This is a genomic window from Nitrobacter sp. CN101, assembly GCF_055390255.1.
Genome location: NZ_AP038833.1, coordinates 333,012 through 356,905 on the forward strand (window position 1 = coordinate 333,012; position 23,894 = coordinate 356,905).

Below are 23,894 nucleotides of genomic sequence, written 5' to 3' on the forward strand. Positions count from 1 at the left end.
GAACTTGAAATTCCGGCCGGTCCGCTCGGACAGCCTCGACACTTCGACGATGGTCCGGATGCCGTAGATATACCGCCAAAGCCGCAAGCGAACAAGGCTTTTGTAAAACGTCCTACAGCGGTTTCGAGGGAAGTGGATGCCGGTTCGCATGAACAAACGCGTCAAATCAAAATCATAGAGTTCCGCTTCCGATGAATCACGCGCGGCCGGAACCGACCCTCACAGCCTCGACGATCGCAATCGCCGCTTTCAGGCCGGCCTCGATGTCAAGATGGGAGTTGTCCAGCACATGGGCGTCCGCGGCCGGCTTCAGCGGCGCGACGGGACGATTGCGGTCCCGTTCGTCGCGCTTGAGGATATCAGCCAGAACCACCGCCTCATCGGCCTCCTCGCCGCGCGCCCGCGCTTCCAGCGTGCGCCGCCGGGCCCGCACGACAGGATCGGCCACCACGAAAATCTTCACGTCGGCGTCCGGGCAGATCACGGTTCCGATGTCACGGCCGTCAAGCACCGCGCCGGGCGGCTCGGCTGCGAATTGGCGCTGGAAGGTCAGAAGCGCCTCGCGCACTCCGGGAAACGCCGAGACCACCGAGGCGGCCTCGCCGATCGCCCGGGTTTTCAGGGCCGGATGGCCGAATTTTTCCGGGTCGAGCTCATGCGCGGCCGCGACCGCGTGTGCCTCGTTGGCCAGGTCCGCGCCGATGTCGAGCAGGGCCTTCGCGACCGCACGATAGATCACCCCGGTATCGAGATGGCGGAAGTGATAGTGATGCGCCAGCCGCTTGCCGAGCGTGCCTTTTCCCGAAGCGGCGGGTCCGTCGATGGCTATGATCATGCGAAATCCGCTCCCAGCCGCTGCATCATCGGAACGAAATCGGGGAAGCTCGTGGCGATGAAGGCGATGTCGTCGACCCTGACCGGTGTATCCGACGCACAGCCCATGACCAGCGCCGACATCGCGATGCGATGATCCATGTGGGTGGTGACGAGACCGCCCCCGGGCACGCGGCCACGGCCTTCGACGATCAGGTCGTCGCCGACGATCTCGACTGTGACGCCGCCCGCGCGCAGCATTGCTGCGGCAGCTTCGAGGCGATCGGATTCCTTCACGCGCAATTCGTGCAGGCCGCGCATCACGGTGGTGCCTTCGGCAAAGGCTGCGGCGACCGAGAGCACGAGATACTCGTCGATCATCGACGGCGCGCGCTCCGCCGGCACCTCGATCCCGCGCAGCTTAGATGCGCGCACGCGCAGTTGCGTCATCGGTTCGCCGGCATCAAGGCGTGTTTCGCTCTCTTCGATCGACGCACCCATCTCGCGCAGCGTGACGAACAGGCCGGTTCGCAACGGGTTTGTCATCACGTCGTCCAGCACGATGTCGGAGCCTGGCGTGATGAGCGCAGCAACGATCGGAAACGCCGCCGATGACGGGTCGGCCGGCACGGTGACCCCTGCGCCGTGCAGCTCGGGCTGTCCGGTCAGCGAGATTTTGCGCCCATGTGCGCCGTCGGCAACGGAGACGATATCGGCGCCAAAATGCTTCAGCATCAGCTCGGTGTGGTCGCGGCTGGCTTCGCGCTCGATGACGGTGGTGACGCCCGGAGCCGACAGTCCCGCAAGCAGCACCGCCGATTTGATCTGCGCCGAGGCCACCGGCGTGCGGTACACGATCGGCAGCAGATCGCGCGCGCCCTCAAGCGTCAGCGGCAGGCGGCCGCCGTCGCTTTGCGAGATCACCCGCGCGCCCATCAATTCCAGCGGATCGAGAATGCGCCGCATCGGCCGCGAGCGCAACGAGCCATCGCCATCAAAGGCTGCCCTGATAGGGCAGCCGGCCACCGCGCCCATCACCAGGCGGCATCCAGTGCCTGAATTGCCGAAATCAAGCGGCCCTTGGGGTGTCGCAAATCCGCTGGTGCCGACGCCGCGCACCGACCAGGCGATCCCGCCTTTGTCGTCCGTCCGTTCGACCTTCGCTCCCAGCGCCTGCATCGCCCGGGCCGTGTTAAGCACGTCCTCACCCTCGAGAAGGCCGGAGATTCGGGTTTCACCAACCGCCAGCGCGCCCAGAATCAGCGCCCGGTGGGAAATCGATTTATCTCCGGGCACCCTGACGCGCCCGGTCAATGACCGGCATTTTCGCGCCTCAAGCGGCATGGTCTGGCTGGAAACAGTCAAGCTGCACGTCCCCGTTGTGGCGGCTGGTATCACAGGGACGACGGCGCGTCACGCCTGCAAGCCGGTCTGCAAAGCGCTATTGACAGGGCCGCCGCAACTAGCCAAGTGAAGCACCGTTTTTCAAGAACTCCCGGGATTCCAACACGTGGCCAAATCCGAGCTCGGAACCAAGCGCATTTGCCCGACGACTGGCAAAAAGTTCTACGATCTGAACAAGACCCCGGTGATCTCGCCCTACACCGGCGAGGTCGTGCCGATCGTCGTGGCGCCGGTTCGGGGGCGAGGCGAGGCCGCCCGCGCCGCCGCTTCTGCGCCTTCCACATCCGACGCTACGCCGGAGGCCGAGACCGAAGAATTGGTTTCGCTGGAGGAGGCCGATGCCGAGGAGAACAGCGGAAAGGTCAAGAAGGCCGTCGTCCCGGAGTCCGAGGATGATATCGAAATCGACGACAGCCTCGACGACGACGAGGACGATGACTCCACCTTCATCGCCGACGAGGAAGAGGGCGACGAGGACGTCACCGATATCATCGGTGACGTAGGAGATGACGAGGAGACTTGAGATCGGCCCTGAACTGTGGTTCAGGGTCTTTGTAGATCGCGCCGCTCCCATTAGGTGCGGGTCGGTCGAGGGGCCATAGCTCAGCTGGGAGAGCGCTTGCATGGCATGCAAGAGGTCGGCGGTTCGATCCCGCCTGGCTCCACCATATGCCGTCATCTTCCAAGGCGTGGCGATGTATGCCGGCGCCGGACAAGCGACATCCCTTCTAGCGCCTGTGAGGACAAATGGCGCGATCCTGACCTAATTCCAAAGCCTTAAAGGGTACGTCGCACATCTTGAATGGCGTGCAAATCATGCCATATTTTGAGTTGACCGGCTGGGAGCACCAGTCGGTCAAGCGGGGGTGCCGCAAGGGCCCTACGCGTTGATCCGCCGAAGTGTGGGCGGTTTGGCGATCCGGATCATGCGCCAAAGTTGGCGCGCGACCGGACGCAAAACCGGTTTCACTTTTGCTGGTCGCGCGCGTCAAAGTCGCTTCGAGAGGACTTTGTAATGTCTCGTGTTCCTTCGTTGTCCAGTCCGTTCCTTTTGGGATTCGACGAGATCGAGCGGGCGCTCGACCGCGTCGTCAAAGGCGCCGACGGCTATCCTCCCTACAACATCGAGCGGTGCGACCGTGACAGCGGAGAGCCCGAACGCCTGCGGATCACGCTGGCGGTGGCGGGATTTACCCGCGACCAGCTTGATGTGACCATTGAGGAAAATCAGCTTGTGATCCGGGGCCGGCAACAGGAGGATAAAGCCCGGCAATATATCCATCGCGGCATTGCCGCGCGCCACTTCCAGCGTACCTTTGTGCTGGCGGAGGGGATGTTGGTGCTGGGCGCGGACCTCAAAAACGGGCTATTGTCTGTCGATCTGGCCAGGCCGGAACCTGAAAGGGTCGTTAAGACAATCGCGATCAATGAACACGAATGATGCATGACCCGAAAAAAGACCGGTTATCCGGCAAAAAAAGCTTTCGGGTGCAACGCGTAGCGGACTCGACCGCTTAGTCTAGCAAAAGGAGTCGAGACCATGAGTGAAGTGATTTCTACGTTCCGACCCGAAAACGTTTCGACCGAAGCGCTGGCGCAGCTTGGCGAGGGCCACATTGCCTATGTGAAGCAGGTCCGTTCCGAGGACGTGCCGGATCTGTTTCCGCAGGCTCCGAAAATCGCGCCCGGTCTCATGCTGTTCGCACTGCATGCTGCTGACGGCACGCCGATCATGCTCACCGATTCGCGCGAGGCCGCGGTCGCGAGCGCCTGGAGCAACGAATTGCAGGCCGTCAGCGTTCACTAGAGGGGCGCAAGAGGCGCGCCGCCGTCGCGCGACAGAGTTAGCGGAAAGCGGCGGTGCGAAGAGCGCTGCCACTTTTCTGTTTGCGGCCCCCAGCGGCCGCCGCTTGGAGGTTGCATTTGACCTCGAGCGGCCGGCCTGTATGGTCACGCCAAGCTGTTGAACCTTTGGGAAAAACCATGCCTGCCTATCGCTCACGCACCTCCACCCACGGTCGCAACATGGCCGGCGCCCGCGGTTTGTGGCGCGCCACCGGTATGAAGAACGAGGACTTCGGCAAGCCGATCATTGCGGTGGTCAACTCCTTCACCCAATTCGTCCCCGGCCACGTTCACCTCAAGGATCTCGGCCAGCTGGTGGCGCGCGAGATCGAGAAGGCCGGCGGCGTTGCCAAGGAATTCAACACCATCGCGGTGGATGACGGCATTGCGATGGGCCACGACGGCATGCTCTACAGCTTGCCCTCGCGCGAGGTCATCGCCGACAGCGTCGAATACATGGTCAACGCGCATTGCGCTGACGCCATGGTCTGCATCTCCAATTGCGACAAGATCACGCCCGGCATGCTGATGGCGTCGCTGCGCCTCAACATTCCATCGGTGTTTGTCTCCGGAGGCCCGATGGAATCGGGCAAGGTCACACTCAACGGCAAGGTCAAGTCCGTCGACCTGATCGACGCCATGGTCGCCGCCGCCGACGACAATGTGAGCGACGCCGATGTCGAGGCGCTCGAACGCTCGGCATGTCCGACCTGCGGCTCGTGCTCGGGCATGTTTACCGCCAACTCGATGAACTGCCTGACCGAAGCGCTCGGCCTCGCATTGCCCGGCAACGGCTCTGTGCTCGCCACCCATGCCGACCGCAAGGGTCTGTTCGTCGAGGCCGGACATCTCATCGTCGATCTCGCGCGGCGCTATTACGAACAGGACGACGAACGGGTGCTGCCGCGTTCGGTCGCGAGCTTCAAGGCGTTTGAAAACGCGATGACGCTCGATATTTCGATGGGCGGCTCCACCAACACCGTGCTGCATCTGCTCGCCGCGGCCTACGAAGGCGAGGTGCCCTTCACCATGAAGGACATCGACCGGCTGTCGCGCCGCGTGCCGGTGTTGTGCAAGGTCGCCCCTTCCGTGCCGGACGTGCATCTGGAAGACGTGCACCGCGCCGGCGGCATCATGGGCATTCTCGGCGAACTCGATCGCGCCGGCCTGATCGACGCCGGCCTGCCGACGGTTCACAGCACCTCGCTGAAGGAGGCGCTGGAGCGCTGGGATATCAAGCGGACGAAAAGCGAGAGCGTGCGCACCTTCTACATGGCCGCGCCAGGGGGGGTCCGCACCGAAGTCGCGTTCAGTCAGGACAAGCGCTTCGAGGAGCTCGACGCCGACCGCGCCAAGGGTTGCATCCGCGATGCCGAACACGCCTTTTCAAAGGACGGCGGTCTCGCCGTGCTTTACGGCAACATCGCGCGCGACGGCTGCATCGTGAAAACCGCGGGCGTGGACGACAGCATCCTGATCTTCTCAGGTCCCGCGCGTGTTTTCGAAAGCCAGGATGCAGCGGTGGACGCCATCCTTGGCAACAGAATCAAGCCAGGAGACGTGGTGTTGATTCGCTACGAGGGGCCGCGCGGCGGCCCCGGAATGCAGGAGATGCTGTATCCGACCAGCTATCTGAAATCGAAGGGGCTAGGCAAGCAGTGCGCGCTGATCACGGACGGCCGCTTCTCCGGCGGCTCGTCGGGTCTGTCGATCGGCCATGTCTCGCCGGAAGCAGCGGAGGGTGGTGCGATCGGTCTCGTCGAGGAAGGTGACGTCATCGCGTTCGACATTCCGAACCGGAAGGTTCATCTCGACGTCAGCGACGCTGAGCTGGAGCGCCGCCGCGCGGCGATGGAGTCGAAGGGCGAAAAGGCGTGGAAGCCGGCCGCTCCGCGCAAGCGCCGCGTGACGATGGCGCTGAAGGCCTACGCTGCACATGCCACCAGCGCCGCGCTCGGCGCTGTGCGTGTGGTGAAGGAATAGCGTGCTCGGGTTGACGTTTTTCGTCATGGTCGGGCATTGCCGTTCACCGAACGGCGAACGTTGTCCGCCTATGGCTGAGCATCCATGTCTTCGAACGCCCGAGACAGAACGACGTGTGCGTCTGACCCAAGATCGGGCATGACAGATCCAGTTCCTGTCGTGAATGTTTGCCCGAAGCGTTAGAGCCTTCTTTCCACGGAAACGATGAAGACTCCGGCTTTTTGATTTGACGCGTGTTCTTCACGCGAGTTCGCAATGTCGGAGTGGTCCGTTCCGTCAAATAAGAATCGCTCCAGGGTTTGCTGGATTCGCAGCGATCAGGGGACTGTCGCCGGCGGCAGCGCCAGCACGGAATAGATCGCTTGCGCATCGCGGGAGGCGCGCAGCTTGTTGGCGATGTCCTGATCGCGTAGCAGCCGTGCGATCCGCGCCAGCGCCTTCAGATGATCCGCGCCGGCGCCCTCGGGAGCGAGCAGCAGGAAGACGAGATCGACCGGCTGCCCATCCATTGCTTCAAAATCGATCGGACGGTCGAGTCGCGCGAAAAGACCGAATATCTTGTCGAGCTTTTGCAGCTTGCCGTGCGGGATCGCGACACCGTAGCCGACAGCCGTGGTTCCGAGCTTCTCGCGCCGCAACAGCACCTCGAAAATCGCGCGGTCGTTCTGTCCCGTCAATTCAGCGGCACGCGCGGCCAGTTCCTGCAGCGCCTGTTTCTTGCTGTTGACCTTCAATGCAGGAATGATCGCCTCGGGTGCGACCAGGTCGGTAATCATCATATGACGTTCCGAGGTGAGGTTTGCCGTCAGGTTGCGAAAGACACGTCAGACAAGCAGCAACAAACGTGAGCCCACATATGGGCGAACGCACACGCTAAGCGGTTCGCGGCCCTCCGGCCAGGATGACCGGCCTTATAGTCTAACGCGAGCCCGATGCCAATTCCCGAACTTTTATGTAGATCGATCGGGAAGGCCGTGGCCCGTATGGATCGTCGTCCCAAGCGTCAATGGCAGCAAGTCAGGCCGCGCCGTTGACGGACGGCGGGTCGATCCAGCCCACATTGCCATCAGGTCTGCGATAGATCATGTTTACGCGACCGCTGGAGCCATGCTGGAACACCAACATGGGCGCGCCGGTGAAATCGAGTTCCATCACCGCTTCGCTGACCGAGAGCCGCCTCAGCGATGTGACGGTTTCTGCGATGATCACCGGATTGAAGGCGGTGACCTCGTCTTCGCCGTCCACAGCTGGCGCCTCGATAACGTAGCTCGGCGCGTCGAGCCCGGCGATCGCCTCCGCAGCGGCGTGCGCTTTGCGCGCCGAGCGATCCTTGAGACGGCTCTTGTAGCGGCGCAGACGCTTTTCGATTTGCAACAGCGCCTGATCGGCGCTCGCATAGGCATCCGCGGCATTAGATTCAGCCTCGAGCGTTACTCCAGAATCCAGATGCAGCGCGCAGTCGGTGCGGAATCCGAAACCGTCCTTGCTCAGCGTGATGTGACCCGAATATTGTCCATCAAAGTATTTTCGGAGAACCTCGTCGGTACGGTTGTTGAGGCGCCCTCGCAGCGCCTCGCCGACGTTAATGCTCTTGCCCGAGATTCGAAGTGTCATGACAAGCCTCATCGATCATGAGTGGGGAGAGATTATCGGGTGTCGCGGGTGCGCAATCAAGCCGGTGCGGCATCGCGCGAGCGGTTCGGCGACGGAGCAGACGCCGTCTGCGCGCCGCCAAGCAGATTCTGCTTTTCGCGGCGGCGCTGCACTGAAGAAGGGATTCGCAGCGCTTCGCGATATTTAGCGACGGTGCGGCGGGCGATGTCAATTCCGGCTTCGCGCAATCTTTCCACGATGGTGTCGTCGGACAGAACAGCCGACGGCGCTTCTGCATCGATCAGTTGCTTGATGTGGTGACGGACCGACTCCGCCGAGTGGGCGGAACCGCCGTCGGCCGCGGCGATCGAAGCCGTGAAGAAATACTTTAACTCGAAGACGCCGCGATTTGTCGCCATGTATTTGTTAGCGGTGACGCGGGAAACGGTGGACTCATGCATCTGGATCGCTTCCGCCACGATCTTGAGATTGAGTGGTCTCAAATGGGCGATGCCATGCGCGAAAAAGCCGTCCTGCTGCCGCACGATCTCGGTCGCCACCTTGAGAATGGTGCGGGCACGCTGGTCGAGTGCGCGGACCAGCCAGGTCGCATTTTGCAGGCAGTCCGTGAAATAGGTCTTGTCGCCGTCCTTGTGGATCGTCTTCGACAATTCGGCATGGTACGTGTGGTTGACCAGCACGCGCGGTAGCGTATCGCTGTTGAGTTCCACGAGCCAGCCGCCGTCCGGACCGGGTCGCACGTACACGTCCGGCACCACCGTCTGCGTGCGCGTGGTGCCGAACCTCAAGCCTGGCTTGGGATCGAGATGACGGATTTCGCCGACCATCTCGGCGAGGTCGTCGTCGTCGACGCCGCAGATCCTGCGCAAGGCTGCGAGATCACGCCTCGCCAGCAGCTCGAGATGTTCGACCAGCGCCTGCATCGCCGGATCGTAACGGTCCTTCTCGCGCAACTGGATCGCAAGGCATTCGCTTAAGCTGCGGGCGCAGATGCCGGGTGGATCGAAAGTCTGCAGCACCGCGACAGCGGCCGCCACCTCGCTTTCGCTGGCGCCGAGCTTGTCGCCGACTTCACTAAGGTCGGCAGGCAGGTAACCAGAGTCGTCGACGAGATCGATCAGATACCGTCCAATCATGCGCTGCGCCGGCACCGTGACGGCCACCGCAAGCTGTTCGGCGAGATGTTCGCCGAGCGTTATCTCCGCCGCGACGAAGGCTTCGAGATTGTAGCTATCATCGCTGGAAGCACCGCCGCCCCATTCCGTGAACGTGACCGGTGCGGCGTCCTGCGCGGTCCGCGCCGCCGCCTCGGCCGGTTCTTCCGGAAAAACGTTTTCCAGGCCGCTGTCGAAGGTCTGTTCGATCTCCGCGCGGCTGCCGAGATCGCGATTCATCCATTCGTCGGGCGCGGGTTCCAAATCCTGACCACCGGTGCCCTCGCCTGCGCCATGGTCCGCGAGTGCCGCCGCGTCGTCACCTTCTGAATATTCAGTGTCGCTTACGGCCGACCCTCCGGCGACCGGCGGGTCGGGGTCCTCGCTCGCGCGCTCCAGCAGAGGATTCCGCTCCAGTTCCTCCTCAACAAACGCCGAAAGGTCCAGATTCGACAGTTGCAGCAGCTTGATCGCCTGCATGAGTTGCGGCGTCATCACCAGCGACTGGGACTGTCGAAATTCGAGTTTCTGCGTTAGCGCCATGCCAAGAGCGGTCCAAAATGGTCCGATTCTTGCTTAGCTTTTTTATGGCCGGATGTACACGCTTTACGACGACAATCCGACCTTCGCTCTAGTAATCGAGGGCTTGTACCGGAGGCAGCGCTACTTTCGGGGGAACCGCACGCGGTTCAGCGGCCATCGCTGCTGTAGATGTCGCGGTCCGGCTTGCCGTCTGCGCATCGGGTGCGCGGCCACCGCTATCGGTCACGGTCGTTCGTCCCCGATGCTCTCGTTTGGAGGATTGCCGTCGCGACTTGGTCGATGAGTGGCGCAACCCCCACGAACGCGCGATCGACGGCCCCGCAGTATAGCCAACCACCGCGCCGGCGACCGCCCCGACCGGACCCAACACCACCGCGCCCGACAACGCGCCGAGCGCAGCGCTGCCGGCACGTTCCTGCGCCTGCGCCGCCGACGATAGCAGCGCGAGCGAGGCAATTGCAGCAAGGACTGTCTTCATTTCACGCTCCCCATTTTGTCGACGAGAAAGAACGAAGAATGCGGCGAGACGGGGGTCGGCCGGCCGCCGATACGCCCGCGGAAGTTCCCAATTCGGCCATCGGCGCGGTTCAGCTTCGGGGCGTTGGCCGGCCGCCGCCGCGCAAAGCACGCGAGGAAACTGATATGTTCAAGACCAGCCTTCTTGTTGCCGCCGCAGGCTTGTTTTTCGCGCTCCCCGCGCTTGCCGCGGATTTCTCCTTCACCGGCGAAGCCCCGCAGATGATTTGCGACGACGACGGGAATTGCTACCGCACGCACGCGCCGCCGTTCGTCGAACGCTGGCAGGATGATGATGACGATGATGGCGTCTATGAGCGCCCCGGTTATCGTTCCCGCTACGGGGCGCCAGGTGCCGACGTCTATCGCAACTTTGACGACGGTCCGGCAATTGATGTCGATGTCAATGACGACCCCTGGTGAGGGGTCGAATCGCGCGTAGCGTTGCAAGGATCGAGCGGAAAAGTCTGGCGGCGACTATCTACAACCGGAATTCCTCGCCCAGATACAGGCGCCGCACGTCGGGGTCGTTGACGATCGCCTCAGGGCTGCCCTCGGTCAGGATCTCGCCCGCATAAACGATATAGGCGCGATCGGTCAGGCCGAGCGTTTCGCGGACGTTGTGGTCGGTGATGAGCACGCCGATGCCGCGATTGGTCAGATGGCGCACGAGATCTTGAATATCACCGACCGCGATTGGGTCGATGCCGGCGAATGGTTCATCCAGCAGCATGTAATTCGGGCGCGTCGCCAGCGCGCGCGCGATCTCCACGCGCCGGCGCTCGCCGCCGGACAGCGCGATCGATGGCGATTTCCGCAGGCGCGTGATATTGAATTCCTCGAGCAGCGCGTCGAGCTCGGCTTCGCGTTTCTTCTTGCTTGGCTCGACGACCTCGAGCACGGCACGGATGTTCTGCTCGACGCTGAGGCCGCGGAAGATCGAGGCTTCCTGCGGCAGATAGCCGATCCCGAGCCGCGCCCGCTGGTACATCGGCAGTTTGGTCACGTCGTGACCGTCGAGTTCGATGGCGCCGCGATCCGCGGGGATCAGACCAGTGATCATGTAGAATACGGTGGTCTTGCCGGCGCCGTTCGGACCCAAAAGTCCGACCGCCTCGCCCCGGCGGACATAAATGCTGACGCCGCGTACGACCTGACGGGAGCCGAAACTTTTTTCCACCCCGTGTACGGCGAGGTAACCAGAACGTGCGGCCATCTGCGGCGCGGAAGTCCCGTTGGAGGCGGCGCGCGGTCGGGAAGCTTTCGGCCGGGGCGTTTCAGGCGCTGAGCGAGCTGGAACCCGGGGTTGCGAAACGGGCGGGGCCGGTGGAGCGTTGCGACGGGTCCCGTGAGCAATCGGCGGTGCGTCGCGCACCGGGTTGGTCAGCATGTCGCCGATAGTATCGCCGAGTGCCGTGATGTCCGTCCGGGTCCGCGCAAATGCTTGCGCCCCGCGTTTCTGCGGCCGTTTACGGAATACATTGAAGATATCCACCATGGGCGCCTGCTCAGCCTCTCACGGTCGTTCGCCTGCATCCCGCAGCGTGCCTGATTCGTCGCGTCACCATGAATGAGGAAACAGCCGTTGCCCGCAACACCCGCCTCCGTCGCGGCAGCCTTAAATCCGCTCGTGGTAGATACAAACGAGCGACTGCGGATTCAACGTCCTGCCGCCATGTCCTTGGACAATTAACTGATATCATTTGGGTTTTTGTGTGGATCCAGGGAGCGACAGCGGTCCGCCCAGCGGCCCTCCCTGCCCGGACGACTGAAACAGGCCCTGTACCCGCCCATTCTTCGATTCGACGCGGGAAACGCCGGTGGTCATGTCTACGATCAGCCTGTCGCCGCGTAATACGTTCTTGCCCTGGGTCAGAACAACTCCGCCAAGCATGGTGACCAGATTTGTCTTGGTGTCGAACACCGCGGTTTCGCCGGTCACGACCTGGTCCTTCTGGGTCACGACCACGCTGCCCTTGGCCTCCAGCCGCTTGATCGAGGATGCGCCCGATGGGCCCGGTTCCGCCGATTTCATCGCCGTCTTCGCTGGTGCCTTTGTCTTGCCATCGGCGGACGAACTGCCACCCTCGTAATAGACCACGAGCGTCTTCGATGTCATCGTGGTGTCGCCCTGCACCACCTTGACGTTTCCGGAGAACGTCGCTTCCTTTTTTTTGTCACGCATCTCCAGCGCGGCGGCTTCGATCTGGATCGGCTGATCGCGATTCTGGGAAAAACCCTGCATCGCGTTGGGAACGCCCTGCACCGAGCTTTGCCCGGCCGCTTCGCCGACAGCCATCACAGCGGCGACGATCAATCCAGCCCGCATCAGGAGAGCTATGCGGGGGGCCGGGGGAAAGCAGCGAAAACTAGGCACGGTCGAATTCATTTCGTATCGCCGCCCGCACCGGCAGTTGCGGGAGGGCGGTCCATCACCAGATGCATGACGACATTTTTCTCGAATCGCACCACGTCGCCCTTTTCGGTGACCTGCATGGTGTCGGCGGTCAGCGTTCCGTTCAGCAGTTTGACATCGACGGGCTGGTCCGAGGTGACGGTGCCCCGGCCCATATCGACCATGGCATGGGTTAGCCGTGCCTCGTATCCGGTCGAAGACTGCATGAGGATATCCTTGTGCAGGTCGAGCACTTGCGTTTTCGTGTTGAACATCCCGGTGCGGGAATTCAAGGTCACCGCCGAGTTGTCCTCCATCCGCACTTTGGCCTGCAAGGTATGCAGTTCGACATGATCGGGGTCGGTGACGTCCTGCGTTGCTGTCGTGGCCTGCATCTCGTAGGGCCGCTTATCCGGCGTGAAGCCAGCGAGGCGCGGCGATTCCATCGTGATCTTGGTGCCGGAGACGACGAGATTATCCATGTCGAGCGGCAGGCTCGCCAGCGCGCGGAAGGGATTGAAGGTCGCGATCCCGATCAGCGCGGCCATCGCCAGTCCGACCGCCCCGGGCACCGCGATCCGCAATACCCGCACCAAGCGGCTGTGTCGGGCGGCGCGGGCGAACCTTGCTTCCAGCCCGGCCTGCATTCCGGCTTGATAGGTGGGATTGTGAACCGAGTACACCGCTGCTCCAGGCGCCTGTTCTGGTTATCCTACCCCGAAATGGGGGTCTTCGCAGCCCGGACATCGTGCGGCGGCACACCCGCACGGCGCATCTTCGGTCACTGCTGGCGCCGAGCGCGTTTGCTACATTAGCCGCTGTGACCTCGAAGCCTGCCCCACCGAGGACGAGGAGTGTGACCGAAAGGGGGCGAAAGGCCGACCACGAGGCGGCGATCTTCGCGGCTCACGAATGCGCGAAAATGTCGTCGGCTTCCCAGCCGGAGAGATCGAGCTTCGCTCGCGTCGGCAGGAACTCGAAACACGCTTGCGCCAGCGCGGTGCGATCCTCGCGCGCCAGCATCATGTCGAGCTTGGCGCGCAAAGCGTGCAGATGCAGCACGTCGGAAGCGGCGTAAGCGAGCTGCGCATCGCTCAGCGCCTGCGCTCCCCAATCGCTCGATTGCTGCTGCTTCGACAGGTCGATGCTGAGAGCCTCGCGCACCAGATCCTTCAAGCCGTGCCGATCAGTATAGGTGCGGGTCAGTCGCGAGGCGATCTTGGTGCAGTAGACCGGCCGAGGCATCACGCCAAATGCGTTGTACAGCGCGGCGAGGTCGAAGCGCGCGAAGTGGAAGATCTTGACGACGGCCGGATCGCCGAGAAGCTTCTTCAGGTTCGGCGCGTCACGCTGCCCTTTGGCGATCTGAATGACGTCGGCCGAACCGTCGCCCGGCGACATCTGGACCACGCACAGCCGGTCACGGTGCGGATTGAGGCCCATGGTCTCGGTGTCGATCGCCGCCGAACTGGTGTAGCGCGTAAGGTCCTGGTCCGGCAGGTCGCCACGGTGCAGGCGGATGGTCATGATGTCTCGGCCTCGTCGAATCGATTGGGGCTAAAATATCGTTGCAATGACTATAGCGTTTTCGAGCGAAGTGGGCACCGGTTCGCGCAAAGAAAACGCGTCAAATCAAGATCATAGAGCCTCGCTTCTGATTCCGTCGGAAGCGGGAAGGGTTCTAACAAACGAGGGACGATCCTTTGAAAGACCTGGGCGGCCAGCAGCGCTCGCAGCGGATAATGCCGGGTGGCTCATGAATACTTCCAATACAAGGAAAAATCTGGGTTCTTTCACAAGATTTCGCTGACTCCGATCCCTGCTTGTGTGCAGGACGGCGGCCCATCTTTCAAAAATATCAACGAAATCGCGACAACATCGGCAGGTTAGGTCTCTCAAGGTGTTGGATGAAAGTCGAGCAACAACGATCGCCCTGTTTAGCTGTCCTGATCGATGCTGAAAATGTTTCGCCGAAATTTGCTGACGGAATCTTTAAGACAATCGCCCAACTGGGCGACGCGCCGGTCCGGCTCATCTACGGAAATCTCTCGGGTTCGAACCTAAAGGGGTGGGCCCACGTCCTGCCAGATCATTCGCTCGAAAGGCGTGATCAAGCGCGCTCGGCGAAAGGCAAGAATTCTGCGGACATGGCGCTCGTTATCGACGCCATGGACCTCTTGCATGACGGCCGGATCAATGGATTCTGTCTGGTCTCGTCTGACAGCGATTTCACAAGTCTTGCCGCCCGGCTGCGGCGAGAAGGCGCGAAAGTTTATGGGTTTGGCGAAAAGAAAACGCCGGGCAGTTTTCAGCGAGCTTGCGATAGGTTCATCTCGCTTGAAAAGCTTCTTCCGCAAAAAACTGAACTCAAACCCGTAGCTACTCCGTCATCGATATTGCCCCACTCTAAAATCCTGAAGCCGCCGAGCGCCGCCGTTCCGATCCTTAACAAGGCCCTTTCGCAGATCGAAAGCGAGGATGGATGGGCGCTTCTCGGTCCTGTGGGGCAACAGATATCAAAACTGGCTTCGGATTTCGATGTCCGTACCTATGGGTTTGGAAAGCTCAGCAGTCTTGTCCGAGAAATCGATGCGTTTGAGATCGACGAAACGAACGGACCGATGCGCATCCGCCGTGCAAAACGACGGAAACCGACGCCCCTAGGGCGTCAAGTGCAGAATTGACCATGAACCTTGAAACCACGGGCAGGCAGTTCGGCCAGGTCGTCCTGATCCTTGCGTGGCGAGTTTCCCGACGATACGATTCCGAGCAGCGGAGTAGCTGGAGGCAAGGGTAGCGATGCAGGCGGATATCAAAGAACAGATACTTTCCATAATAAATCTCCGGCTGCTGACGATCTTGCTGCCGGCAGTCGTCCTGTCGATCCTGGCGGGATGGATAATGTACGCGCTGGGTTATCCGGCGATGGTGTACGGGGAGGTGGCGCTCATTCTTAAGACGCTCATGCACCTGTTGCTCGCAGTCTGGTCGGCGTTTAAGGCGATTCTTCTGGGGATCGTGGTCTTCGGGCTTCTGCTCGTTTTTCTATCGCCGGTCTTGATCGTCCTGCGGGAACTGCGGAAGAAACAGAACCCGCCATCCAACGCCTCAAGCTTGGCGGCCTCATCCAGCACGGCGGTAGAAACACGGCCATAAACGCGCGCCACATGGCATCCGGGCGGCCTCTCTCAGCGGCGGTCTCGGCGCTGGCATGGTTACCGTCACCTTAGCCGACGCTCATCCTGGCAGCGTTTTCGAGCGAAGTGGATGCCGATTCGCGTGATTTTATCAGAAGCGAAAAAGGCTCTAAGGACTGCCGGTGCTCCCCTTCTGGGCGCTATACAAGTCGTCCAAATTGCTTCGGGATTTCACGACATCGGCGTGGTCGGGGCCGAGCCCTTTCTCCCGGATCGCCAGCGCTCGTTTGTAGAGCGGCTCGGCCTCGGCGTAGCGGGCCTCCGCTTTGTAGAGTGAGGCCAGATTGTCCAGCGCCGACGCGACGGAGGGGTGACCCTCGCCGAGCGCCTTCTCGAAGATGACGACAGCCCGCTTGTAGAGCGGCTCGGCCTCGGCGTAGCGGCTCTGGGCGGTATACAGTTTGGCCAGACCGTTCAGCGATTGCACGAGATCGGGGTGACTGGGCCCGAGGGCTTTTTTCCAGGTCGCCAACGCCCGCTTGCAGAGCGGCTCGGCCTCGGCGTAGCGGCCCTGGAGGCCGTAGAGTTCGGCCAAATCGGTCAACCCTAGCGCGACAGAGGGGTGATCGAGCCCGCGCGTCTTCGCACAGATCGCCAGCGCTTGTCTGTAAAGCGGTTCGGCTTCGGCGTAGCGACCCTGCTCTTTAAAGAGCTCGGCCTGATCGTTCAGCCTCGCCGCCAGCATGATATCGGACACGGCCATGAACGGTGCACTCCTGACGCATGGATGAGTTTAGCAAGAAAGCCGGTATGCCACTAATTCCTACCGATTGGCAGTGGGTGCTTCCGGCGCCTCGGCGACAGCAAAGCAGGGCTGTTTCCGGTACGGGGTTGAAGGCTCGCCAACGCCCGCAACTCAGCGTTAGTATGTGGAACTCGGCAGATCAAGCATAGTTCTATCCACCAGCAGTTCCTCGCACGCAGCGTCTATTGGAGATCTGACCTGCTTACGAATTCCTCGATTCTCATACCGGGACAAACCGTGTGGTTCAAGTGCCGGGCGTCTCGAATGGCGGTTCTCAATGATGCCGCCGAATACTTCGCGGCGTTGCGGGAATCCTTTCTGCGGGCCGAAACACAAATACAGATTGTCGGATGGGATATTCATAGCGAAACCCCGCTGGTCGGGCCCTCGGGGGTCGTCAACGACGGATTACCGCTTTCGCTGGCCTCTTTTCTAAAGGCGCTGTTAAAACTCAAGCCCAAACTCACAATCAACATTCTCATTTGGGACTTTGCGGCGCTGTACGCCGCCGAGCGCGAAGTCAGTTCTGCTGCCAAATTCGCCGATGCGGCCGATGACAGGATTCGTTTCTGCTGGGATTCGTGCCTTCCGCTTGGATCGGCGCAGCACCAGAAATTTGTCGTCGTCGATAACTCGCTGGCTTTTGTCGGTGGGCTCGACCTGACGATCCGGCGCTGGGATACCAGCGACCATCTTCCCGAGCATCCATTTCGAAAAGATCCGCAAGGAAAGCGCTATCCCCCCTTCCATGACGTCCAGTGCATGGTCGACGGCGAAGCGGCAACGGCTCTCGGTGAGCTTGCGATGCGGCGCTGGCAGGCGGCGGGTTGCAATTTTGAGAAGGTCGGTTCTGTCGGCGACGACCGGTGGCCGAAATCCGTACCGATCGGGGCCCGGGAAGTCACCGTCGGGATCGCCAGAACAGAGGTGGCAAGCCACTTATCCGAGGACGTTCACGAGGTTGAACTCCTGTTCGAAAGGTTGATTGGCGCCGCGAAGACGTTTGTGTACCTCGAAAACCAGTTCATCAGTGTCGGGAAGATCGCCGAGCTCCTCGCCCAACGGATGGCAGCTGTCCCATCACTTCAAGTGCTGATTATCGTGCCGAAGCTACATTCGTCATGGCTTGAGTCGCGGGCGATGCAGAGCGGTCGCGACTCCTTTCTTGATCCATTCAAGAAAGCCGGCGTCACGGAACGATTGCGCATTCTTCATCCATCTACGGCGGGCCAGCCTATCATGGTCCACAGCAAGCTGATGATTATCGACGATGACCTCGTCCGGATCGGATCGGCCAATCTCAACAACCGCTCAATGGGTGCGGATAGCGAATGCGACCTTGTGTTTGAAGCGACGACCGAGGCCCACCGCGACTTTGTTCGCAGGTTGCGTCGGCGACTCATCGGTCATTTTTGCGGCGCGGCCGAAGAAGAAGTTGCTGAGAATGAATCTCGTCTGCTGCGGTTCCTCGATGCTTATGCAGTAGTGGGAGCGACCAAGGCGTTGCAGCCGATCGAGGTCGGTCAGGTTTCGTTTCGTGCGCTCAATGATTTTATCCAACCCATTGCCGATCCCCGCATACCTTTGAATCTCAAACGCGCCGCAAACAGAATGTGGACCACAAGAACCATCCTGGGAACGGCGGGCCTCGTGCTTATGCTTATGGCCCTGGCGTTGCTCTGGCGTTACACGCCGCTGCGCAGCTACGCTGATATCGGCTTTCTGTCGGCCATCATGAGTCAGCAGGACTCCCCGTTTGCTGCGCTCATCGCGGTTGCCTGCTTTGTGCTCGGCGGTTTGATCATATTTCCTGTCGTGGTTTTGATCGCAGCGACAGCCGCAGCATTGGGACCCTGGACCGGCGCGATAACTGCTGTGGCAGGGGTCATTTTGAGCGCCTCTCTACTCTTCATGATTGGGCGCTATCTTGGCCACAAACGGTTGCAAAACCTTGTCGGGCCTCGCGCGCTGCGCCTTCAGGGGCGGCTGGTTGGGAAGGGGATTATCGCGGTCGCCATCCTCCGGATGGTCCCACTCGCACCATTCTCGATCGTCAACGTTGTCGCGGGCGCGAGTCAGTTGAAATTGAGAGACTTCCTGGTGGGAACGATTTTTGGCATGATGCCGGGTATCGCGGTCATGGCTGCGCTGGGTTCACAGATCGCCGATTTTGCGAGGAACGAATCCTGGGCGAATGTGATTCCTCTCGGATTGACGATTGTTATCTGGATTGCGATCTGCCTCGCGGCTCAGTTTGTCGTCACTTGGCTCGCCGGGCGGAAAGCATGACGCTTACAATCCGCGTGATGACGTGGAACGTACACGGCACATTCAACCTCAATCCGCGCTTTGACATCGGGGTGGTCTCTTCGATCATTCGGAAATGGTCGCCCGATATTGTGGGACTGCAGGAGATCGACTCTCGCGGACGCAGCGACAATCCTTTTGAGCGTCTTGCAGGTGTCGTGGGCGCGCATAACGTCGATGCCAAATCGATCGTCACGGCGGATGGCGATTACGGACAGGTTTTGCTGAGTAAGTGGCCCTTCATCCGGGCGCCGACCATCGTGGATGTTTCATACCGGGAGCGAGAGGCGCGCAGGGCGATTTCCACTTGTATTCAGTCCCCTCTCGGAGAGATCGCAGTGATCGCTACCCATCTCGGGCTGAGCATCCGCGAGCGTCAGGAGCAGGCTCGCGCAATCGTCAATCTCATCGATGCTCCCAGAACGATCGTGCTCGGTGATTTCAACGATTGGCTCTGGGTCAAATCGGTCAGGCGAATACTGGCGCAGCGATGTCCTGTGCGGACCAGACTGCGCACCTTTCCATCATGGTGTCCCGTGCTTCGACTCGATCGCATTTACACCGTGCGGACGGGGAGTATCGCCAGGGCATGGACCGATCCGGAAGCCCGCGCTTGCTCGGATCATTTGCCGGTCATCGCCGACGTGACGTTCTCCTGAGGCCACGCTTAGGTTCCGCAGGCGGAGCAAGGACCGGGCCAGGCAAGCGCTCACTGATCGCACTGCTGCTTAGTCAGTGGATCTGCCGTTGAAAGAACGACGCGCGCAGCCTGGAGGAACGATCTCCGAGGTAGCCCGTTTTTTTCCTGAGCGATACGCAGTTCCGCAACGGATACCCAACAAATTTCGGAGCGATCGAATGGCAAAGATGGAAAACGGACACATCGTCGAAACCGCAATGGAAGCACGGGGCGCAGAGCGCGGACCAACGGTACGCAACGTTCTCGTGGCAGGAACCGGTTTGGTCGTGGCCGCCTTCATAGTTGTTTATATCGCGTACTTCGCAGCCTGAGGGCTGGCGGGCATATCGCCGCATCGCGAACTGCCCTGCGATCTTTTCCGCTCGCAGGGCAGTTCCTCTCAAGATTCCATCATCGTCCAATCCAAAATCAATGATGAGAAAACCCACCCCGGCACAGATTCGCCGCCGTGCGTATGAGCTATGGCAGAAAGAAGGCTTCCCTTCCGGGAAGGATGAGGAGTTCTATCGTCAGGCCGAGAAAGACTTATCCGACGAAGAAAAAGCAGATTCCATTCAGAACGAGTAGCGCGGACTGAATGACACCAGTCTGCCAGGTCCGATCGGACTATTTTAATTCATCGGTTGGATGTTTTGACAATCGGAGAAGGGCAGGCCGATAAGGCGGATAGGGATCTTCGTCGTCGGGGATCGCGCAATATCCAAATTCCTGCTGTATCCGCTGAATCTCAGCGGCGCGTTCATTCAAGCGTTGCGCATGCTCCTGCGACTGGGCCCTCCAATAGCGGAAGGTTTCGGACGTGACGGGTACGAACGCCGTGCCGAAGAGCGTCGGATCGGGGACGGCGGTTCGCCCGAGCAGGAGAAATTTGTCAGAACCGACGAAGACGAGGGTGGCATAGCCGGGGCTTCCTCTCGCCCTTATCCCATTGAGTGACAACTCGCACAGCTTGCTGAAGTACGGCTCCTGCCGCCATCGGTCGGGATATTCGGGATCGACCTGAACGTTGACCGTGTTCTCGCTGAAATGCATCACCAGGCGAGCCTTCTCGGGGAACCAGTCGTCGTTGAAATGACCTTGCAGCCAGGCGCACGTGAACGATCGACACATTTGAGGACGATCGTTGTAGATGGTGCATCCTTTGTCGGTCTCCCAATGCTTGCATAACTCATTCACCGGTTTTGCGACCGCTGTCACCTCGAGGATATCGCAACAGCAGTTGCACGATCCACATTGCCGGACGTTTGGTTTCGTCGGCATGCCGGTTGGCTTGAAGCCTGCACTGTCGCGAATAATCCGCTTCTGCTTCTCAAGCGATTGCAATGCGCGTTCGACTTTCAGACGAGACAATCCGGTCACGTCGATAATGCCACGAACCGTCGTTGCGCCTCTTTCGACCGCGAGAGCAACTTGCGAAATCGCTTCCATCGCTTTTTTCCTACTTATGACTCAGCTGCGGCGCGCCTCTTCCCACCCTTTCGTTGAAGCCGCCTTGTCCGAGTCAGCAGTGCGCTATTCTACAGGAATGCGCCGCAGATCGTATTGATTCCGCGAACCCTCGCGACTCATCGGAAATCCGCTTTGCCCTCCGGGCTTTTGCTCATTGGAACGGGCTCCGGGCGCGATTCTCACCGTCTGCCCAAATGCGATAGAGCTCGCCGCGAGTGCGGTAGCCTGGTGATGCGCGCATCTACGGGAATCCGCTACACGAAAATCGGAATGCGAGAGCCATCGCGCTTCATCGAACCGACCAGCCGAAACAGCATTGTTACTCACCCTTGTTACACAGCCGGGCAAGCGCAACACTCTGATAGGGCTTAACTTATTGAAGAGGAAAGAGGTCTTCAATGAAATGGTGCCCAGGATAAGGACTCGAACCTTCACGACCTTGCAGCCACTGGCACCTGAAGCCAGCGCGTCTACCAATCATCCCAACGGCGCGCTGTGTAGCACCCACGTGCGGCACTGACAATGACCCGACACTGCCCCAACGATCCGCCGCCCTTCGGGCGGCAGGAACGAGAGGGCGTTGGCAAAGCTGGTGAAGGAGCCACGCGAGCAGACTAACATCAGCGCAACCGAATCAGATGGCAGCGGATGTAATTAGCGACATGCAGTCGTTAACCCCAAGACGGGCTTTCTCTTTCGGGAACAACTCACGATTGCTAGGATTAAAGAATGGGCGGGCCTTTCTCCGATCCGTCCTCCCCAGAACCCGCCGGTGAGTCCCCTCATTGGCGGGTTCGCACGTTACCGACGCTTCATCGGGGAACTCGATGACCTGCGCTGAGATTTCGATCTACGCACGAACGTAGATGGTCATCATGTCGTCCCAAAAATGCCCCCGCCGATAAATAGAGCAACGCTGCGCTGATGGGCGCATTTCGTTGGTGTCGTCGCCCCGGGGGACCTCGATGGGGCGCGTGCCATGGGGAAACTATCGAAGCTATCAGGAGAAGTGTGGATGGCAACTATTCCGCTGAGCTGGAATGATCCGCTATTTAGCGACAATGCTAATTCGGGTTCGGTTTCGCTTAATAATGGCGCGACACTTTCGAATAAAAGTATTAGCTCTACTGCTGATGCCACTTCTGTCTCGGGGGGTGGCTCATTCACTCTCGATGACGTTCGAATCGACTCAAGAGAGGGCGTTCGCATTGGAGGAAGCGGCGACATCGTCATCAATAATTCGTACATTGAGACGACGGGATTGTCGGGCGATCACGCGGATGGCATTCAGGCTTATGCCCCTGGCAGCACTGGTAACGTAACCATCACCAACACGGCAATTGTATCCCATAACGATAACGCGACTGCCGGGATGTTTATTGCAGATGATTACAGTGGCACGTTTACGTTCAACAATGTGGTGTTCCAAGGTGGGCCATATGGGTTACGCATGGCCGCTGATGCGGACGATCTCTATCTCTCTCTCAAAGACGTGTATTTTGTGGGGCCGTTCAAGTACAATCCGTTCCTTCTTGAAGAAGTTAATGCGGACATACACATCACCCAATGGGACAATGTGCGTTACGCAACGATCGTGAACGGTGAACTCGTTCCGGGTGCTCTTATTTCGCCGCCCTCTCCGGTGGAGGGTGGTACGACGGCGCCGGCACCTGCGCCTACGCCGGGTACGACACTAGCTGCGCCCCATATCGCTTCCTACTCGACAGACAGCGGTAAAATCGGTGACGGTATTACCAACGACAACACCTTGACGCTGACGGGTTCAGCTCCTGTCAACACCACTGTGAATTTGTTCGATGGCGTGAGCAAGGTAGGCACCGCACAGGTGAACAGCAGCGGTCAGTGGAGCCTGACCACGTCGGCACTGAGTGACGGCCTCCATAAGCTGACGGCGACGGATACGAACTCGGTCGGTAAGACCAGTGCGGCCTCGGAAGCTATCTCCGTTACGATCGACACTCTTGCGCCTACCGCACCGAAGATGGGAATCTACTCGACGAGCGGCGCTGCGGTCAGCGGCACGACGGCGAATAACGACTTCATACTGAAAGGGACCGCTGAAGCATCTAGTACCGTCAAGGTTTTCGACGCTGATAAGCAGATCGGCACCGCGACAACTAACAGCAGCGGCGCCTGGAGCTTTGAGGCCAATGATCTGGCCAATGGCGGTCACAACTTCACCTCCAAGGCAATGGACGCCGCCGGCAATACCAGCTCTGCCTCCGCAGCCAGCGAGATCACAGTGTCAGCGCCAACGACAGCGCCAACGCCAACTTCTGGTAAAATAATCGAGTCGGCTGGTGCGACAAGTCTCGTTGAGAGCGGTGACAAATATTATCTCAACAGTAGCAGCGGATCGGGCCCCTCGCTGAAGGTTGATGGTGTGGCTTTTGTGGACGGGACAGATGGTACCTGGGCACCAATTGGTGCGGAGAAGACGACGACGGGCTATCAGGTTGCCTGGAAGGAGGCGAGCACCGGTCTGTACACGGCCTGGAACACCGACAACAACGGCAACTACGTTTCCCATGTCAGTACCCTGACCGGCTCCACGTCGGGCGGCGTCGTCTCGGGTACGAGCTCTGGCCTTAAATCGCTTGAGACGAGCTTCCATCAGGATCTCAACGGTGACGGGCAGATCGGTGCTTCCAGCGCAGCTGCGCCGACCGTTCCTACTTCGGGCCAGACGATAGTGGGCTCGACCGGAAACGACACTTTAAAGAGCACGACTGGCGACGACTTCCTCGTTGGCAACGGCGGCAATGATACATTTGTGTTCGCCGATAATTTCGGCAATGACACCATCAAAGACTTCGATGCAGTCGGATGGAATCACGATACGATCGAGTTCAGCAAAAGCGTGTTCGACAGTTTTGCGGATGTCCTTTCTCACGCAAGCCAAGTTGGTCAGGACGTCGTCATTTCCACTGGGAATGACTCGCTAACGCTGAAGAATGCCAAGCTAACCGATTTCAATCAGCATGACTTTCACTTCGCGTAAGCGTGCTTGGTAGTGGAAGTCGAATCGACTGAATTTGGCCTGATGCGTCACGCATCATCCGAAAAGGACAGGTAAGCAATCCCCCTTGTCCCATCCCAAACCCGTCGACGAGTTTCTTCGTCGGCGGGTTTTTGCTTTGGCTGCTAACGCCAAAAAACACACAACGCCGCACGGCGGAGTATGTTCGCAGACGGCGCTGTCTTTACG

24 protein-coding genes and 2 tRNA genes are annotated in these 23,894 nt (G+C 60.1%); 13 read left to right on the forward strand and 13 right to left on the reverse strand.

Annotated features, from left to right (window positions below):
* Positions 1-196: 196 nt before the first annotated feature.
* Positions 197-835, reverse strand: a complete 639-nt coding sequence (cmk, locus tag ACZ5IL_RS01485) for a (d)CMP kinase (RefSeq protein WP_464594725.1) — start codon at positions 833-835, stop codon at positions 197-199.
* On the reverse strand, positions 832-2,178 hold the full coding sequence (aroA, locus tag ACZ5IL_RS01490; protein ID WP_464594727.1) for a 3-phosphoshikimate 1-carboxyvinyltransferase: 1,347 nt from the start codon (positions 2,176-2,178) through the stop codon (positions 832-834). The genes cmk and aroA overlap by 4 nt, the downstream gene beginning before the upstream one ends.
* 145 nt (positions 2,179-2,323) lie before the next feature.
* On the opposite strand from aroA, the gene ACZ5IL_RS01495 reads away from it, so the two are divergent.
* The 5 genes from ACZ5IL_RS01495 (at position 2,324) to ilvD (ending at position 6,045) form a co-directional block, all read left to right on the forward strand.
* Entirely contained in the window at positions 2,324-2,740 is a 417-nt protein-coding gene (locus tag ACZ5IL_RS01495) for a TIGR02300 family protein (protein WP_079445221.1), read from the forward strand.
* A gap of 69 nt (positions 2,741-2,809) precedes the next feature.
* A tRNA-Ala gene (locus tag ACZ5IL_RS01500) sits at positions 2,810-2,885 on the forward strand.
* A 347-nt stretch (positions 2,886-3,232) separates the two neighbouring features.
* Positions 3,233-3,658, forward strand: coding sequence for an Hsp20 family protein (locus tag ACZ5IL_RS01505; RefSeq protein WP_464594729.1), 426 nt, complete (start codon positions 3,233-3,235; stop codon positions 3,656-3,658).
* A 99-nt stretch (positions 3,659-3,757) separates the two neighbouring features.
* On the forward strand, positions 3,758-4,024 hold the full coding sequence (locus ACZ5IL_RS01510; protein WP_079445222.1) for a BQ00720 family protein: 267 nt from the start codon (positions 3,758-3,760) through the stop codon (positions 4,022-4,024).
* A gap of 176 nt (positions 4,025-4,200) precedes the next feature.
* Entirely contained in the window at positions 4,201-6,045 is a 1,845-nt protein-coding gene (ilvD, locus tag ACZ5IL_RS01515) for a dihydroxy-acid dehydratase (RefSeq protein WP_464594730.1), read from the forward strand.
* A gap of 317 nt (positions 6,046-6,362) precedes the next feature.
* On the opposite strand, the gene ptsN is transcribed toward ilvD, so the two are convergent.
* The 4 genes from ptsN to ACZ5IL_RS01535 form a co-directional block, all read right to left on the reverse strand.
* Positions 6,363-6,824: a PTS IIA-like nitrogen regulatory protein PtsN gene (ptsN, locus tag ACZ5IL_RS01520; protein WP_079445225.1), complete on the reverse strand. Its 462-nt coding sequence runs from the start codon at positions 6,822-6,824 to the stop codon at positions 6,363-6,365.
* Between the two features lie 238 nt (positions 6,825-7,062).
* Complete coding sequence (hpf, locus tag ACZ5IL_RS01525; RefSeq protein WP_079445226.1) at positions 7,063-7,659, reverse strand: ribosome hibernation-promoting factor, HPF/YfiA family; 597 nt, start codon at positions 7,657-7,659, stop codon at positions 7,063-7,065.
* A 56-nt stretch (positions 7,660-7,715) separates the two neighbouring features.
* Positions 7,716-9,356: an RNA polymerase factor sigma-54 gene (gene rpoN, locus ACZ5IL_RS01530; protein ID WP_464594732.1), complete on the reverse strand. Its 1,641-nt coding sequence runs from the start codon at positions 9,354-9,356 to the stop codon at positions 7,716-7,718.
* 88 nt (positions 9,357-9,444) lie between these two features.
* Positions 9,445-9,834: a DNA-directed RNA polymerase subunit N gene (locus ACZ5IL_RS01535; protein WP_464594734.1), complete on the reverse strand. Its 390-nt coding sequence runs from the start codon at positions 9,832-9,834 to the stop codon at positions 9,445-9,447.
* Between the two features lie 164 nt (positions 9,835-9,998).
* Here ACZ5IL_RS01535 and ACZ5IL_RS01540 point away from each other — a divergent pair, with 164 nt between their 5' ends.
* Positions 9,999-10,295, forward strand: coding sequence for a hypothetical protein (locus tag ACZ5IL_RS01540; protein ID WP_464594735.1), 297 nt, complete (start codon positions 9,999-10,001; stop codon positions 10,293-10,295).
* 58 nt (positions 10,296-10,353) lie between these two features.
* On the opposite strand, the gene lptB is transcribed toward ACZ5IL_RS01540, so the two are convergent.
* The 4 genes from lptB to ACZ5IL_RS01560 all read right to left on the reverse strand — a co-directional run bounded on the left by lptB (position 10,354) and on the right by ACZ5IL_RS01560 (position 13,794).
* The gene (gene lptB / locus ACZ5IL_RS01545; protein ID WP_464594736.1) at positions 10,354-11,370 is read right to left on the reverse strand and encodes an LPS export ABC transporter ATP-binding protein; all 1,017 of its coding nucleotides are present in this window, start codon (positions 11,368-11,370) and stop codon (positions 10,354-10,356) included.
* 201 nt (positions 11,371-11,571) lie between these two features.
* Positions 11,572-12,201 (reverse strand): LptA/OstA family protein, encoded by a 630-nt coding sequence (locus tag ACZ5IL_RS01550; protein WP_464594737.1) that lies wholly within the window; start codon positions 12,199-12,201, stop codon positions 11,572-11,574.
* A 56-nt stretch (positions 12,202-12,257) separates the two neighbouring features.
* On the reverse strand, positions 12,258-12,950 hold the full coding sequence (lptC, locus tag ACZ5IL_RS01555; protein ID WP_464594739.1) for an LPS export ABC transporter periplasmic protein LptC: 693 nt from the start codon (positions 12,948-12,950) through the stop codon (positions 12,258-12,260).
* Positions 12,951-13,173: 223 nt separating this feature from the next.
* The gene (locus ACZ5IL_RS01560) at positions 13,174-13,794 is read right to left on the reverse strand and encodes a ribonuclease D (RefSeq protein WP_464594741.1); all 621 of its coding nucleotides are present in this window, start codon (positions 13,792-13,794) and stop codon (positions 13,174-13,176) included.
* Between the two features lie 380 nt (positions 13,795-14,174).
* Between ACZ5IL_RS01560 and ACZ5IL_RS01565 the strand changes: the two genes are divergently transcribed.
* Positions 14,175-14,951 (forward strand): NYN domain-containing protein, encoded by a 777-nt coding sequence (locus ACZ5IL_RS01565; RefSeq protein ID WP_464594742.1) that lies wholly within the window; start codon positions 14,175-14,177, stop codon positions 14,949-14,951.
* A 115-nt stretch (positions 14,952-15,066) separates the two neighbouring features.
* The gene (locus ACZ5IL_RS01570) at positions 15,067-15,423 is read left to right on the forward strand and encodes a hypothetical protein (protein ID WP_464594744.1); all 357 of its coding nucleotides are present in this window, start codon (positions 15,067-15,069) and stop codon (positions 15,421-15,423) included.
* Between the two features lie 150 nt (positions 15,424-15,573).
* On the opposite strand, the gene ACZ5IL_RS01575 is transcribed toward ACZ5IL_RS01570, so the two are convergent.
* The gene (locus tag ACZ5IL_RS01575) at positions 15,574-16,167 is read right to left on the reverse strand and encodes a tetratricopeptide repeat protein (protein WP_464594745.1); all 594 of its coding nucleotides are present in this window, start codon (positions 16,165-16,167) and stop codon (positions 15,574-15,576) included.
* Between the two features lie 306 nt (positions 16,168-16,473).
* Here ACZ5IL_RS01575 and ACZ5IL_RS01580 point away from each other — a divergent pair, with 306 nt between their 5' ends.
* The 4 genes from ACZ5IL_RS01580 to ACZ5IL_RS01595 all read left to right on the forward strand — a co-directional run bounded on the left by ACZ5IL_RS01580 (position 16,474) and on the right by ACZ5IL_RS01595 (position 19,783).
* Complete coding sequence (locus ACZ5IL_RS01580; RefSeq protein WP_464594747.1) at positions 16,474-18,498, forward strand: VTT domain-containing protein; 2,025 nt, start codon at positions 16,474-16,476, stop codon at positions 18,496-18,498.
* A complete protein-coding gene (locus ACZ5IL_RS01585; RefSeq protein ID WP_464594748.1) occupies positions 18,495-19,175 on the forward strand; it encodes an endonuclease/exonuclease/phosphatase family protein in 681 nt (226 codons plus the stop codon). Before ACZ5IL_RS01580 ends, ACZ5IL_RS01585 begins: the two co-directional genes overlap by 4 nt.
* A gap of 199 nt (positions 19,176-19,374) precedes the next feature.
* Positions 19,375-19,527 (forward strand): hypothetical protein, encoded by a 153-nt coding sequence (locus ACZ5IL_RS01590; RefSeq protein ID WP_425907209.1) that lies wholly within the window; start codon positions 19,375-19,377, stop codon positions 19,525-19,527.
* Between the two features lie 103 nt (positions 19,528-19,630).
* On the forward strand, positions 19,631-19,783 hold the full coding sequence (locus ACZ5IL_RS01595) for a DUF2934 domain-containing protein (RefSeq protein WP_464594749.1): 153 nt from the start codon (positions 19,631-19,633) through the stop codon (positions 19,781-19,783).
* A gap of 39 nt (positions 19,784-19,822) precedes the next feature.
* Here the strand turns inward: ACZ5IL_RS01595 and ACZ5IL_RS01600 are convergent, their stop codons facing one another.
* Entirely contained in the window at positions 19,823-20,644 is an 822-nt protein-coding gene (locus ACZ5IL_RS01600; protein WP_464594750.1) for a YkgJ family cysteine cluster protein, read from the reverse strand.
* A 425-nt stretch (positions 20,645-21,069) separates the two neighbouring features.
* Positions 21,070-21,155 (reverse strand) — tRNA-Leu (locus ACZ5IL_RS01605).
* 525 nt (positions 21,156-21,680) lie between these two features.
* Between ACZ5IL_RS01605 and ACZ5IL_RS01610 the strand changes: the two genes are divergently transcribed.
* Positions 21,681-23,687 carry an Ig-like domain-containing protein gene (locus ACZ5IL_RS01610; RefSeq protein WP_464594752.1) on the forward strand — a complete coding sequence of 669 codons (2,007 nt, stop codon included), beginning with the start codon at positions 21,681-21,683 and terminating at the stop codon, positions 23,685-23,687.
* Positions 23,688-23,894: the final 207 nt, after the last annotated feature.

Coding starts and splice junctions, on each gene's coding strand:
- ACZ5IL_RS01540 (WP_464594735.1), top strand. CDS start 9,999: ATGTTCAAGACCAGCCTTCTTGTTGCCGCCGCAGGCTTGTTTTTCGCG.
- ACZ5IL_RS01575 (WP_464594745.1), bottom strand. CDS start 16,167: ATGGCCGTGTCCGATATCATGCTGGCGGCGAGGCTGAACGATCAGGCC.
- hpf (WP_079445226.1), bottom strand. CDS start 7,659: ATGACACTTCGAATCTCGGGCAAGAGCATTAACGTCGGCGAGGCGCTG.
- ilvD (WP_464594730.1), top strand. CDS start 4,201: ATGCCTGCCTATCGCTCACGCACCTCCACCCACGGTCGCAACATGGCC.
- ACZ5IL_RS01580 (WP_464594747.1), top strand. CDS start 16,474: ATGGCGGTTCTCAATGATGCCGCCGAATACTTCGCGGCGTTGCGGGAA.
- ACZ5IL_RS01585 (WP_464594748.1), top strand. CDS start 18,495: ATGACGCTTACAATCCGCGTGATGACGTGGAACGTACACGGCACATTC.
- ACZ5IL_RS01590 (WP_425907209.1), top strand. CDS start 19,375: ATGGCAAAGATGGAAAACGGACACATCGTCGAAACCGCAATGGAAGCA.
- ACZ5IL_RS01600 (WP_464594750.1), bottom strand. CDS start 20,644: ATGGAAGCGATTTCGCAAGTTGCTCTCGCGGTCGAAAGAGGCGCAACG.
- ACZ5IL_RS01560 (WP_464594741.1), bottom strand. CDS start 13,794: ATGACCATCCGCCTGCACCGTGGCGACCTGCCGGACCAGGACCTTACG.
- ACZ5IL_RS01595 (WP_464594749.1), top strand. CDS start 19,631: ATGAGAAAACCCACCCCGGCACAGATTCGCCGCCGTGCGTATGAGCTA.
- ACZ5IL_RS01535 (WP_464594734.1), bottom strand. CDS start 9,834: ATGAAGACAGTCCTTGCTGCAATTGCCTCGCTCGCGCTGCTATCGTCG.
- ACZ5IL_RS01510 (WP_079445222.1), top strand. CDS start 3,758: ATGAGTGAAGTGATTTCTACGTTCCGACCCGAAAACGTTTCGACCGAA.
- lptB (WP_464594736.1), bottom strand. CDS start 11,370: ATGGTGGATATCTTCAATGTATTCCGTAAACGGCCGCAGAAACGCGGG.
- ACZ5IL_RS01610 (WP_464594752.1), top strand. CDS start 21,681: ATGGCAACTATTCCGCTGAGCTGGAATGATCCGCTATTTAGCGACAAT.
- rpoN (WP_464594732.1), bottom strand. CDS start 9,356: ATGGCGCTAACGCAGAAACTCGAATTTCGACAGTCCCAGTCGCTGGTG.
- cmk (WP_464594725.1), bottom strand. CDS start 835: ATGATCATAGCCATCGACGGACCCGCCGCTTCGGGAAAAGGCACGCTC.
- ptsN (WP_079445225.1), bottom strand. CDS start 6,824: ATGATGATTACCGACCTGGTCGCACCCGAGGCGATCATTCCTGCATTG.
- ACZ5IL_RS01565 (WP_464594742.1), top strand. CDS start 14,175: ATGAAAGTCGAGCAACAACGATCGCCCTGTTTAGCTGTCCTGATCGAT.
- ACZ5IL_RS01505 (WP_464594729.1), top strand. CDS start 3,233: ATGTCTCGTGTTCCTTCGTTGTCCAGTCCGTTCCTTTTGGGATTCGAC.
- ACZ5IL_RS01570 (WP_464594744.1), top strand. CDS start 15,067: ATGCAGGCGGATATCAAAGAACAGATACTTTCCATAATAAATCTCCGG.
- ACZ5IL_RS01550 (WP_464594737.1), bottom strand. CDS start 12,201: ATGCGGGCTGGATTGATCGTCGCCGCTGTGATGGCTGTCGGCGAAGCG.